The following is an 11,863-nucleotide window of genomic DNA, read 5'->3' as shown; positions in this document are numbered from 1 at the left end:
CCTTGCCGGCCCGGGGGGCGAAGGGGCATCCTTCCCGCGGATTCGCCCCGTTCCCGACACCGACGACCTTCTCTTGCCTCCCGCAACCACGCATCGCCTGCAGATCTTGGGGGCGGCCCTGTTGTTTTCGACGGGCGGCGCCGCCATCAAGGCTACCACCCTCACGTCGTGGCAGGTAGCGGGCGGGCGCTCCGTCATCGCCGCGGCCGCCATCTTTCTGCTCCTGCCGGCGGCCCGCCGGGGGTGGAGCTGGCACGTGCTTCCGGTGGGGGTCCTCTACGCCGCCACCCTCGTCCTGTTCGTCACCGCGAACAAGCTCACCACCGCCGCGAATGCCATCTTCCTGCAGGCGACGGCGCCGCTGTACATCCTGCTCCTGAGCCCGCTCCTCCTGGGCGAGCACGTGCGGCGGCGCGACCTGGTCCTGATGGCCCCGGTGGTGCTCGGGATGCTGCTCTTCTTCATCGGTGCCGACCAGCCTCTGCACACCGCTCCCGACCCGCCCCGAGGGAACGTCCTCGCGCTGCTCAGTGGCTGCACCTACGCGCTGATGCTGATGGGGCTCCGCTGGATGGGGAGCCGGGAGGGGGGGCAGGGCTCGACGCTTCCCACCGTGGTGGCCGGGAATCTGATCGCCTTCCTGGCCTGCCTCCCAGCCGCGTTGCCCGTAACGGGCGCGACCGGCGGCGATTGGCTGGCGGTCGGCTACCTGGGAGTCTTCCAGATCGGCGCGGCGTACCTGCTTCTGACCGCCGGCCTCAGGCACCTCCCGGCGCTGGAAGCCTCGCTGCTCCTGCTGCTGGAACCCGCGCTCAGCCCGGTGTGGGCCTGGCTTTCGCACGGGGAGCGGCCGGGCGCGTGGCCCATCGTTGGCGGCGTGCTGATCCTGGGGGCCACGCTGCTGAGGACGCTGGTGGACGCGCGGGCGGAGCGCCGGGGCCAGCCGCCCGCGGTGTGAGTGGGAGAGGGCGGAAGTGCGTGAGTGGGTGAGTGCGGAAGTGCGGAAGTGCGGCGAGGGGCCCCGGATGAGTTCCGGGGCCCCTCGTGTTCTTGATGCGGCGGCTGCTCAGTCGCTGGTCGTCCAGACTACGGGGATGGCCACCTTCACCGGCACCACCATCCCGGCGATCTTCGCGGGGCGGAAGCGGAACCGCTCGGCGGCGCGCAGTGTGGCAGTCTCGAACGCCGGGTGCGACGTCTCGATCACCCTCGCGGACCCTGGCCGCACCCGCCCGTCCTCGTCAACGATCACCTCGACCACCGCGCGGCCGCTGACCCGCGCATCGCGCAGCTGCGGCGGATAGTTGCGCTCCATCAGGCGGGACAGCCCGTTGCGGTCCAGCGAGGGCAGTTCGTCCACGTCGCCCTCACCCGGAACCCAGTCCTTCGGTTTCACTGGCGTGCCCGGGGGGACGGGGCCCGTGGGCGGGCGGTCGTCCGCCGGGTCCACGGGCCCGATCACGTCGCCCGGCTTGCCGATGCCCGTCACCATGTCAGGCGTGATCGGCGTCTCGTCCGGCCGCGGAGGACGGATGAGGTCCGGTACGTCCGTGGGAGGCTGCAGCACCACCGTCTCCCCCGTCACCGGGGCATCAGGCGCGGGCTCGTCCGGCGTGTCCGGAGCGGGCGGGGGCGGATCCACGATGGGCTTTTCGATCGCCTTTTCCGGAACGTCCGGGATGTCGACGATGCCGTCGAGCACGACCTCGGTCCGCTCCGGCTCGCCGGAGGCGGCGTACATCACCCCGCCGAAGATCGCGACGTGGGCGGCGGCCGAGACGGCCAGGAACAGGGGGCTGATCGCCCGGCGCTTCTTTTCCCGAACCAGGATCTGGAACATGCGGCACCTCCTGCGCGTGGATCGGTTGGCCAAGTGGCCAGTGGGTCGCGGGGGGCGTGGGGCGATCGTGTCGGCGCCTATGCCGTCGTACGTCGCCGCCGGGCGGGAGTTCCATCCCGCTCCGTGCCCTTCCACATACGCAACGAACGATCGTTCGCCATTCTGACCGGCCGGGACAATGACGCTCAGCGGCAGGGTCCACCCTGAGTGCACACGTTCCACTCACGTCTCAGCATCGCCCGCGAGCGATATAGTCCCGGTACTCGTCCTGAATGACGCCTTCGTTCACCCAGCGGTCCGGAGCGGCTCCATACTCGGTCCGCGCGAGCGTTAGTGCCTCCTCCAGCGTGGCGCACGAGTGCTCGGCCGCGGGATCGCCTTGCTCTCCGTCTACTTCTGAGAAATCGTACAGGTCGAGGGAATCCTCTCCGCCCTGATCGTAGCTCTCGTAAAGGAGCAGCGTCACACCCCCGTCCTCCGGCTGGAGCGTGAGCCAGCGCAACGCCGGGGATCCATCGTGCTCGAAGCCGCCGAGGAATTGCTCGACAGGCCGACCGCGATTCAGGGCGCTCTTGATGGCCCAAGGAAGGAGGTAGCGCATCGTGTGTTACTCACGAATTGATGGACGAGGTATGAAGCATGCGCACAACAACCGACCAGCTACATTGAAGCGGCTGGCATTCGGCGCACAAGAGGCTGCCGACGCGTTGCACGCACCCAAACCTGCCGGAGCGTGATCGAATTCTCCCCTCTCCCGCTTGCGGTAGAGGAGCCGAGGGAGAGGGCAGCCGGGGAATGCGCCGGAGTTATCGAAACGCCTCGACGTCGCGGCCGCTGCACGGGTGCCGCTGCCGCGGCCCGGCTTGGAAGTGCCCAATGCTAGATCCTTCGCCCCGCGAGTAGGATGTGTAGGCTGGTACGGTGGCACCTGGGGCTCAGGATGACAGATTTCTCGGCTCTGCCCTGATTCACACCCGGGCTCCGGGTACACACCGGGCTAGCTCCCTTCCCCCGCGCGGTTTGCGGGGGAAGGGTTGGGGATGGGGGGCGCCGGAGGCATGCGCCAAAGCTGGCCTCCACCCGCCTCAGCCGTCGGAGATGCACCACTCGACCGGGGTCTTTCCGGCGCGCTGCAGCTCGCGATTGATGATGGTGAACGGCGTGCTTCCGAAGAAGCCCCGCTTGGCCGAAAGCGGTGACGGGTGCGCCGACTTGTGCACGTAGTGCGGCGCGCCGATCAGCGTCTCCTTCTTGGCCGCGTACCCGCCCCACAGCACGAACACGACGGGATCTTCACGAGCCGCCACCGCGCGGATGACCGCGTCGGTGAACGTTTCCCATCCCTTGCCCTTGTGCGCGTTGGGCTCGCCCTCGCGCACCGTCAGCACCGCGTTCAGCAGCAGCACGCCCTGCTCGGCCCAGGGAACCAGGTAGCCGCTGCGTGGCACGGGGCACCCCATCTCGGCCTTCAGCTCCTTGAAAATGTTGGACAGCGACGGGGGAGGGCGCACGCCGGGAAGAACCGAGAACGCCAGCCCGTGCGCCTGGCCGGCGCCATGGTACGGGTCCTGTCCCAGGATCAGCACCTTCACCGCGTCGTACGGCGTCAGCTCCAGCGCCGTGAACTCGTTGCCTTCGGGCGGAAAGACGGTCGCGCGGCTTCGCTCCTCGCTCACGAACGCGCGCAGCTTCTGAAAGTAGGGCTTCTCCAACTCGGCTGCCAGGGGGGACCGCCACGACGGCGGAAGCGTCGGATTCATCGGCCGGAACTCGCGATTGGGGCGCGGAAGTGAACAGCGTGCACTCCGACCGCGGGATGCAATCGTGAGGCCGGGACTGGGCTCGTCATGATTCTGGACGTTCCGGCACTCCGCATGCATTTTGGGAGATCCACGGCGCCGGGGCGGCCCGCGTGGAACTTCGCGGGCCGCCGGGCAGTACGGCGAAGACCACACGTTTCGCTGGAGGCATGGATGATCAGGCCCAACGTACGAGCATCGTTCGGCAGGCGCGAGGCGGAATTGCTTACCTCGCTGGTCGGTCCGGGTGGGGAGGAGCGGCTGCGCGAGCAGGGGCTGGACGCGCTGCTGGACGACACGGGTGTGCTGCGCGCGCTGGTGCGCAGCAAGGGCGTGAGCGCCGTTCCGGCTCCGCTGCTGTTCTACGTGATGGTGCGCCACGCGCTGATGCAGCGCGAAATCCAGGACCGGCAGCTGGCGGACTACACCGCGGCGGTGCTGCTGGAGTTCGCCATGGCCGGCAAGGCGCACCGCGTGGACGGGGGAGAGGGCGAGCCGTTCTTCTACCTGACGGACATCCTGGGGGCACTGGAGCGGGCGCGGGGGGAGCGCGAGTTCCTGCTGCGGGTGCACCTGGGCAACTTTGCCCTGTGGCTGGGGGGCGTGTTCCCCGACTACATCGCGCACCGGGTGCAGCGCCGCGGCGCGCCGCCCATGTCGTACTACGACGAGATGGGCGCGGCGGGGTTCCGGATGGCGGCGGGGAGCGACCTGGCCCTGCGCCACGGCGTGGGCGACCTGTTCCTGCGCGCGGCCGACCGCTTCCGCGACGTGCGGTCGGCGCTCAACTCGCTGTCGGACACGCTGTTCTTTCCGCAGTCGCAAGACGCCATCGAGCGGCTGCTGCGCCAGGTGAGCGACGACTTCCAGCGGCAAAGCGGCTGGCGCTGATTCGCGGGGTGCCCCTCCCCCGGCCCCTCCCCGCACAAACTACGTGCGGAGAGGGGGGAACTTCTGGCGCGGTTCGGCTGCGTTCGGCGCATGCTTCGGGCGCCCCCCATCCCCAACCCTTCCCCCGCAAACCGCGCGGGGAAGGGAGCTAGCCCGGTGCTGCACACCCGACCCCTCCGCACAGACTGTCATCCTGAGCCCCAGGCGCACCGTACCAGCCCGTACACCGTCCCTCGCGGGGCGAAGGATCTAGCGTGGGGCTCGTATTAGCTTGGGCGCGGCAGCGGTCACGGAGGTGTGGGGCTCGGCCTCGCTCGGCCGTGGCATTTCGACGGAGGCCGGCGCATGCCCCGGCTGCCCTCTCCCCCGGCCCCTCTCCCGCGAGCGGGAGAGGGGAGAATTCGAACGCGCTTCGGCAGGTGTGGTGCGCGTGCGGGTAAAGCCCCGAGCGGGACGCGGCAGCGGCCCCGAGTCGGGGCTTTTCCGCTTTCCCAGCGGCGGGTTCACCCGCTCAGGGGCCGGCGGTGCACGCTGAGGCTCTCGTACTTTGCGATCGCTGTGTGGCGGATCCCTCGTCGCTGCTATCGTCGGCGACCGGGCGGGTTCGGTGGGGCCGCTCCTCGGGATGACAGATGCGCTTCGGCAGGTGTGGTGCGCGTGCGGGGGAAGCCCCGAGCGGGACGCGGCAGCGGCCCCGAGTCGGGGCTTTCCGCTGTCCCAGCGACGGGCTCACCCGCTCAGGCAGGCAGGTGAATGCCTCGGCTTCCATCACCGCTGCCGCGCCCATGCGATTACGTGTCCGCGGCTAGATTCTTCGGCCGCGTGGGATGTACTGCGGGCGGGTGCGGCGCGCTTGGGCCTCAGGATGACAGGTTCTGTGGCACCAGGGCGTTCGTCGGCACCACGTCGGCGTCGGAGGTGCGCGTCAGGCCTTCCCATCCACAGCGCGGGCACCAGCGTCGCTGAAGCTTGCCCATCAACAGCCTCTGCAGCATCCGGCCGCCCATCCCCATCCGCACGGGAAGCGTTTCCGCGTCGCATTCGTCGCAGGTGCGCTCCGAGGGAAAGATCAGGTAGCACATCGCGATCGCAAGCAGCAGCTTGGAGATGAACGCAACGAAGATGAAGAACATCCACAGAAGCATCGGCACCACGCGTGTCGGGGGACGGGTTGGCACCGGGATGCGCATCCCTTGTGCCCGTCGGATGTTCCCGTACGCCGGAGCGGGGGCCCAGTTCCGCTGCGAAACTGCATCTCACACGGAGGGCACGGAGGTCACGGAGGAGGAAGGCAATCCCCTCCGCCGCTCCCCCGTGTACTCCGTGCCCTCCGTGTGAGGCCTTCTGTTTTCTGCGGTGTACTCGTAGGTTGGCGCGCGCACCTTCAGTCACCGCACGTGAATCGGAAATGAACGTCCTCAACGTCCAGAGTCTCAAGAAGAGCTACGGCACCCGCGTCGTCTTCGATGGCGTTTCGTTCGCGGTGGACGAGGGCGACAAGGTGGGCTTCATCGGCGTCAACGGATCGGGGAAGAGCACCCTGTTCCGCATCGTGGCCGGGCTCGAGGGGCACGAGGGCGGCACGCTCGCCTTCCAGCGGGGGATCCGCGCCGGCTACCTGTCGCAGGAGCCCGAGTTCGACCCAGGCGCCACGATCCTTTCCGCCGTCGCGGGCGGCAAGCCCGAGCTGCTGGACGCCATCAGCGAGTACCACGCGGTGGCCCAGGCGCTCACGGCGGGGGAGGGCGACGTCGACCGGCTGCTGGCGCGGCAGGAGCGCGCGGCTGGCCGCATCGACGCGCTGGGCGGGTGGGACTACGAGCACCGGATGGAGGCCATCCTCACCAAGCTGGACGTGGCGCACTGGGAGCGGCCGGTGGAGGGCCTGTCCGGGGGCGAGCGCAAGCGCGTGGCGCTGGCCCGTGTGCTTCTTCAGCAGCCGGAGCTGCTGCTGCTCGACGAGCCCACCAACCACCTGGATGCCGACACCACGGCCTGGCTGGAGGAGCACCTGCAGGAGTATCCCGGCGCGGTGCTGCTCATCACTCACGACCGCTACTTCCTGGACCGCGTGGTCACGCGGATGCTGGAGGTTTCCACCGGCGAGCTTACGGGCTATCCCGGCGGCTACACCGAGTACCTGGAGGCCAAGGCCGAGCGGATGGAGCGCGCCTCGGTGGAGGAGGAAAAGCGCAAGAAGCTGATCGCGCAGGAGCTGGCGTGGGTGCGGCGCTCGCCATCCGCGCGCACGGGCAAGCAGAAGGCGCGCATCGGGCGGCTGGGCGGGCTGGAGAAGGAGCAGAAGGATAAGCGGATGCCCAACCGCGACGCCGTGGAGATCAACCTGAATGAGGCGCCGCGCCTGGGGCGCACCGTGCTGAACCTGCACGGAATCGCCAAGTCGTTCGATGAGCGTGTGCTGATCCGCGGCTTCAACGGCATGCTGCAGGCGGGCGAGCGCATCGGCATCATCGGGCCGAACGGGGCGGGGAAGACCACCCTCCTGCGCATCATCCTGGGGCAGGAGCCGCCCGACGCCGGCGAGGTGGAGGTGGGCAAGAACACGCGTTTCGCCTACTTCGACCAGCGCCGCGAAGAGCTGAATCCCGACCACTCCATCTACGAGGCCGCGGCCGACAGCGACTGGGTGATGGTGGGCGGCCAGCGCACGCACCTGCGCAGCTACCTGGAAACGTTCCTGTTTCCGCCCGAGAAGCAGCGCCAGGTGGTGCGCTCGCTTTCCGGCGGCGAGCGCAACCGGCTGCTGCTGGCGCGCCTGTTCCTGCTGGACGCCAACCTGCTGATCCTGGACGAGCCTACGAACGACCTGGACCTGGTGACGCTGCAAGTGCTGGAGTCCGTCCTAGCGGATTATGGCGGGTGCGTGCTGATGGTAACGCACGATCGCTTCTTTCTGGACAAGGTCGCGACGGGGCTGATCGTCTTCGAGGGCAACGGCGTGCTTCACCGCCACGAGGGCAACTACGACCTCTACCGCCGTCTCAAGGAGCAGAAGGAGGCCGAAGCCGCCACCGCCCAGACGACCGCGCGCAAGGCCGCGACGTCCTCAGCCCCCGCCAAGAAGGACGAGGGCGGGCGCAAGCTGAGCTACAAGGAAAAGAAGGAGCTGGATGGGATGGAGGCTGCCATCACCGCGGCCGAGGCGCGCAAGGAAGAACTCTCCGCGCGCCTGGCCGATCCCACGCTCTACGCCGGCCCCGCCGACGAGGTAGCGCGCGTCACGGCGGCGTTCAAAGAGGCCGGCGAAGCGGTGGATGCGCTCTACGCGCGCTGGTCGGAACTGGAAGAGGCCGGGGCGTGATGTCAGCGTGGGACTCGGCCGGACATCGACGGATATAGCGTATTTTCCGGCACTTGCGGTGTTCAGCGTTGAAGCACTGCGGCAAGCTGCTTCCGATGATAGGCAACGAACTGCAGGGTTCGCAACAGTGGTTTCTGTTCGTCAACCATATTCGAGAGGATACTGACCGAAACGAGTGTGGATAAGATCTCCTCGAGCAGTTCACTGACTAAAATCAACCGACCCCCGCCAAGACTCTTGCGACCACCCGTCTTTGCTGCAAAGAGGAGAACTGCATGGGACTCGATCTCAGAAGGTATAGCAAGGCCGGAGAACAGTGACGGGATGAACTGGCGTCCCAGTTCGAACTTCTTGGCGAATCGGACTTCTCGCTTTTCCCACGCCTGCGCGTCCAGCGAAGTCTCGATATGGACAAGATGCTGACGGTCGGGGTGGAACGCTACGATATCGAGTTCCCCCTCGTGCCCTCCCTTTTTTCGACGCCCGACTTTGATGTTCCTTCGGATGAAATACCCTTGATACTCGTACCATTCAGCGACGAGTTGCTCAAGATGATTGGCGGCCATGATCTCTACCAGGACAGGTCAGGATGGCACTACGGCCATGGTATAGGAACGCTGACGCACTCGCCTACGCCCGAACGCGCGTAGCGTTCACTCCATGAGTCCAGGTGTGAACGCTGACCCCCGACTCCCGTCAGCTAACCGCGCCACATTCTCGTTGCTGATCTGATGGATTGCAGTTGCGTAGCGTGGATTTACGGTACTTCCGAGAGCTTGAAGCAAATCATGCATCGCTCGATGGCGGTCCGCAGCAGTTTGGTATCTTGTACTAAGGAGCACATCGAGAATCTCCGTCGTATTCTTCAGTTCATCAGCCGCGCGCAACTGGTCGGCAATCTGCCACGCCAATCCACGGACTCGCTCCTTGATCTCCGATCGCGTCTCCTCGCCATGCATTTCTGCGACTGTCACCCAGAAATACGTGCTGTGAAGGTCGAGAAGCTTCATGTAGATCTGGAAGCGCGCGCCCTGGACCTGTTCTCGCCGTGCGGATCGGCGTTCTACAACTGAGGTAACGACCGCAGTCAGAACCGCCAGAACAATACCGCTCAGAAACCCAAGGATCGCGTCAGGCCATTGCATCAGTCGATGGATTCGGGAAGCAAAGAGCAGCCACGCAGATCAGCCGTGGGTCGATTGGCGAAGAAAGTCACGGATCAGATCCCAGCGGTCGCGATATTGCCCGGCATCCGGGATGTCACGAACCATGAGCTTGGACCATCCATCAGACTTGGGGGCGGCCCTCACTACTTCGATCGGAAACACGTAGTACTCTGGTTCGCGAAGCACACCCGTCCCCTGCTTGTTTCCCCGATTCAGCCGACAAAACACGACGAAGTCACTATCCAAGTTACGAATGGGGAATCCCGGAGCGTTCGTACGCCAGCGACTCTTCACTTGAATCCGTGCGGACGTATTTAGCTCGGGATTTGTGGCAACCAAGTCGTATCCCGGCATATTCGTGTAGGTCTTGTAGGCCGGAATCCTCTCCACAAGCAGCCTGCCCAAGACCAAGAACTCAGCACCCTCAGACTCCAAGCGAGTATCTAAGCGCGCGCCGCCCGTGCGCCGGGTAGGAGTGGACGGTTCTGAGGCTGCAACTGGTCTCCCGTGGTCGCCCGGCGGGGTGACATGCACCTCGGTCTCCCGTTCATCAACATTCCACCCCAGCTTGGATAAACGGCTTCTGAGTTGGCGCGAGGTAACAGTAAGGTCGAACCCGGTTGGCAGTATCTCTGCGTTCTCCTGCAGCCATTTCTTCATGGGGGACAAAAGCACTCCCCCATCAGGGGCGGGGTGGGATACTAGGAAACGCTTTCTCATCAGGCCTCCCACATCATCTAAGGTCTAGGTCCATCTCGTCCCTCAAGAGAACGTCAGTGCTCACGTTGAAGCGCCGCGCCACCTTCAAAACCAGCGCCGCTGTAGGAACCTTCTTCCCGCTCTCAAGTTCACTGATGTAGGCGTGCGTCGCGTACCCGAATTCAGCCGCCAGTTGCTGCAGGGTCGAACCATGGGCCGTTCGCAATGCCCGTAGCTTTTCGCCGAACCTCTGCATCAAGCCCCCACCTCATGACCGTTGACAGGGGAACGACGCGGGATTAACATTGTCTCCAATAGAGACAAAGGGAGGCCGCTGAGATAAATAGTGGTGAACTGCGGACGCGGCGGCGGCGAGTGGTCTCTCAAGCGTGCTGATCCCGCGGGCGTGGAGCGAAGTGCCGGGTTAGACGAATTGTACCTGCCCACGTTCGCCCTGTCGACAGGGCGTCGAATCTCTACTGGAGCAACGATGATGCGCGCCAAGGCAATCGAAGGGGAGCGGACCTCGCCCATACGCGTGCTGGAGATGCTGATGGACAAGTTCGGAGCGTTCGAATCCATCGCGTACTCCAGTATCAAGCTCGCTCGCGCGCTACCGGACGAGGCGCCGCCGATGGACCTGCTTGTGGCTGAGGCCGTGCTGGAGTTCGGCGACGATCTGCGCGACGCCGCCGAGGCCGCGGCGGCGTGGGCGGGGAGCCGGCCTTAGAACACCAGGGACTTGTGCACCGCCACCCCGGCCGTGACCCCATCGGAGGTTGCCCACGTCACGTTGTGGGCGCCGCGCGTGATGTCGCCCGCGGCGTAGACACCCGGTACGGTGGTCATCTTCAGGTCATCCGTCCGGACGATGGCGCCGAACGGCCCATCGTGCAGCTCGCATCCCATCTGCTGCGCGATCCCGCTGTTCAGGCGGGTGCGCGGACCGATGTAGAGAGCATCGACCGCCGCCGTTCTTCCATCCGCCAGCTCTATGGATGACAGCCGCGTGCCGTCGCCATGCAGCGCCGTCACTGCGGCCGGTTCGATGGCGATCCCACGCTCCCGCAGGCCCGCGAGCGCCTCGGCGTCCGGCTCGGGGCCGCCGTTCAGATAGAGCGTCGTCGGACCCCATTCGGAGATCAGCAGCGCTTGGTGGATGGACATCGGCGAGAGGTTCAGCACGCCCAACCGCTGGCCGCTGAACTCGTAGCCATGGCAGTACGGGCAGTGGATCACGGAATTGCCCCAGCGCTCGGCAAGGCCCGGAATGGCGGGCAGCTCGTCGGAGATGCCGAACGCGAGCACCAGGCGCCTGCTTTCCAGCACTTCCCCCGTCGCCAGCGCGACGGAGAAGCCATCCGCCTCGCCCGAGGCGCTGGCCGCCGCCCCGTCGACGAACGTAACCGTGGGATAGGCCGCGACCTGCGGTCGCGCGGTGGCCAGCATCGCGCCCGGCGCGGCGCCATCGTGGCCGAAGAACCCGTGCGATTGTGCCGCGAAGCGGTTGCGGGGCAATCCCGTATCGATGATGCAGACCGATCGCCGCCCCCGCGCCAGGTACATGGCCGCGGAGAGCCCGGCGAAGCTGCCGCCGATGATGATGGCGTCATGAGGCATGAGCATCCTCCAGGTCGTGAGAGCCGCCACGCGCGGCGAGGCGGTCGTGGAAGTCTGCGCTCAGCATGGCCAGCGTGACCTCGCCCAGGCGCGAAAGCAGCAGCGCCTCCGCATCGTCGAACGCCTGACTGAGGGTGGCGTTCACCGCCTGTTCGACGAGACAGCCGGGCGCCTCCGTCCGGTTGCCGATGGCCAGCAGCGAGGGGCAGCCGAGCGCGGTGTAGATGTCGCGAAGCGTGACCTGGGACAGGTCGCAGGCGAGTGTCCATCCCCCACCGTGCCCCTTTTCTGATCGCACGTACCCCTGCTCCCGCAGGCCCGCCATGATCCGCCGGATCACCACCGGATTGGTATCCATGGTCGTCGCCAGGACCTCGGAGGTAACGGGGCCACCTTGCTCTGCCATGTGGAGCAGCACGTGGAGCACACCGGAGAGTCGGCTGTCGCGTCTCATGCAACTTAATATGTTGCGTGATGATGCGCCCGTCAACCCGGCCTGGGCGAACCTGTCCCGATTCGCCCCGTC

At 66.4% G+C, this 11,863-nt stretch carries 14 protein-coding genes; 5 read left to right on the top strand and 9 right to left on the bottom strand.

Annotated elements, in window-relative coordinates; translation table 11 throughout:
• Positions 1-73 precede the first annotated feature (73 nt).
• Positions 74-958, top strand: a complete 885-nt coding sequence (locus VF632_RS00850; protein WP_331020939.1) for a DMT family transporter — start codon at positions 74-76, stop codon at positions 956-958.
• A 108-nt stretch (positions 959-1,066) separates the two neighbouring features.
• On the opposite strand, the gene VF632_RS00845 is transcribed toward VF632_RS00850, so the two are convergent.
• From VF632_RS00845 to VF632_RS00835, 3 genes are all read right to left on the bottom strand, one after another.
• On the bottom strand, positions 1,067-1,840 hold the full coding sequence (locus tag VF632_RS00845; protein WP_331020938.1) for an energy transducer TonB: 774 nt from the start codon (positions 1,838-1,840) through the stop codon (positions 1,067-1,069).
• A 229-nt stretch (positions 1,841-2,069) separates the two neighbouring features.
• Positions 2,070-2,441, bottom strand: a complete 372-nt coding sequence (locus VF632_RS00840) for a hypothetical protein (RefSeq protein ID WP_331020937.1) — start codon at positions 2,439-2,441, stop codon at positions 2,070-2,072.
• 484 nt (positions 2,442-2,925) lie between these two features.
• Entirely contained in the window at positions 2,926-3,600 is a 675-nt protein-coding gene (locus VF632_RS00835) for a uracil-DNA glycosylase (protein ID WP_331020936.1), read from the bottom strand.
• 213 nt (positions 3,601-3,813) lie between these two features.
• Here VF632_RS00835 and VF632_RS00830 point away from each other — a divergent pair, with 213 nt between their 5' ends.
• Positions 3,814-4,530, top strand: a complete 717-nt coding sequence (locus VF632_RS00830; RefSeq protein WP_331020935.1) for a hypothetical protein — start codon at positions 3,814-3,816, stop codon at positions 4,528-4,530.
• 860 nt (positions 4,531-5,390) lie between these two features.
• Here the strand turns inward: VF632_RS00830 and VF632_RS00825 are convergent.
• Complete coding sequence (locus VF632_RS00825; protein WP_331020934.1) at positions 5,391-5,681, bottom strand: hypothetical protein; 291 nt, start codon at positions 5,679-5,681, stop codon at positions 5,391-5,393.
• Between the two features lie 257 nt (positions 5,682-5,938).
• Here VF632_RS00825 and VF632_RS00820 point away from each other — a divergent pair, with 257 nt between their 5' ends.
• The gene (locus tag VF632_RS00820) at positions 5,939-7,852 is read left to right on the top strand and encodes an ABC-F family ATP-binding cassette domain-containing protein (protein ID WP_331020933.1); all 1,914 of its coding nucleotides are present in this window, start codon (positions 5,939-5,941) and stop codon (positions 7,850-7,852) included.
• A 62-nt stretch (positions 7,853-7,914) separates the two neighbouring features.
• Here VF632_RS00820 and VF632_RS00815 read toward each other — a convergent pair whose 3' ends face one another.
• Positions 7,915-8,418: a hypothetical protein gene (locus VF632_RS00815; protein WP_331020932.1), complete on the bottom strand. Its 504-nt coding sequence runs from the start codon at positions 8,416-8,418 to the stop codon at positions 7,915-7,917.
• 210 nt (positions 8,419-8,628) lie between these two features.
• Between VF632_RS00815 and VF632_RS00810 the strand changes: the two genes are divergently transcribed.
• Positions 8,629-8,925: a hypothetical protein gene (locus VF632_RS00810; protein ID WP_331020931.1), complete on the top strand. Its 297-nt coding sequence runs from the start codon at positions 8,629-8,631 to the stop codon at positions 8,923-8,925.
• 111 nt (positions 8,926-9,036) lie between these two features.
• Here the strand turns inward: VF632_RS00810 and VF632_RS00805 are convergent, their stop codons facing one another.
• Together VF632_RS00805 and VF632_RS00800 are read right to left on the bottom strand one after the other, a co-directional pair.
• Positions 9,037-9,678 (bottom strand): hypothetical protein, encoded by a 642-nt coding sequence (locus tag VF632_RS00805; RefSeq protein WP_331020930.1) that lies wholly within the window; start codon positions 9,676-9,678, stop codon positions 9,037-9,039.
• A 73-nt stretch (positions 9,679-9,751) separates the two neighbouring features.
• On the bottom strand, positions 9,752-9,973 hold the full coding sequence (locus VF632_RS00800; protein ID WP_331020929.1) for a helix-turn-helix transcriptional regulator: 222 nt from the start codon (positions 9,971-9,973) through the stop codon (positions 9,752-9,754).
• A gap of 234 nt (positions 9,974-10,207) precedes the next feature.
• Between VF632_RS00800 and VF632_RS00795 the strand changes: the two genes are divergently transcribed.
• Positions 10,208-10,447 carry a hypothetical protein gene (locus VF632_RS00795; RefSeq protein ID WP_331020928.1) on the top strand — a complete coding sequence of 80 codons (240 nt, stop codon included), beginning with the start codon at positions 10,208-10,210 and terminating at the stop codon, positions 10,445-10,447.
• On the opposite strand, the gene VF632_RS00790 is transcribed toward VF632_RS00795, so the two are convergent.
• On the bottom strand, positions 10,444-11,337 hold the full coding sequence (locus tag VF632_RS00790) for an NAD(P)/FAD-dependent oxidoreductase (RefSeq protein ID WP_349263958.1): 894 nt from the start codon (positions 11,335-11,337) through the stop codon (positions 10,444-10,446). The two genes, VF632_RS00795 and VF632_RS00790, sit on opposite strands and share 4 nt — an antisense overlap.
• Positions 11,327-11,791 (bottom strand): Rrf2 family transcriptional regulator, encoded by a 465-nt coding sequence (locus VF632_RS00785; RefSeq protein ID WP_331020926.1) that lies wholly within the window; start codon positions 11,789-11,791, stop codon positions 11,327-11,329. The genes VF632_RS00790 and VF632_RS00785 overlap by 11 nt, the downstream gene beginning before the upstream one ends.
• Positions 11,792-11,863 lie beyond the last annotated feature (72 nt).

The organism is Longimicrobium sp. (assembly GCF_036388275.1).
Taxonomy (GTDB): domain Bacteria; phylum Gemmatimonadota; class Gemmatimonadetes; order Longimicrobiales; family Longimicrobiaceae; genus Longimicrobium.
Note: the sequence above shows the minus strand (reverse complement) of the source record. Positions and strands in the feature narration are given on the sequence as shown.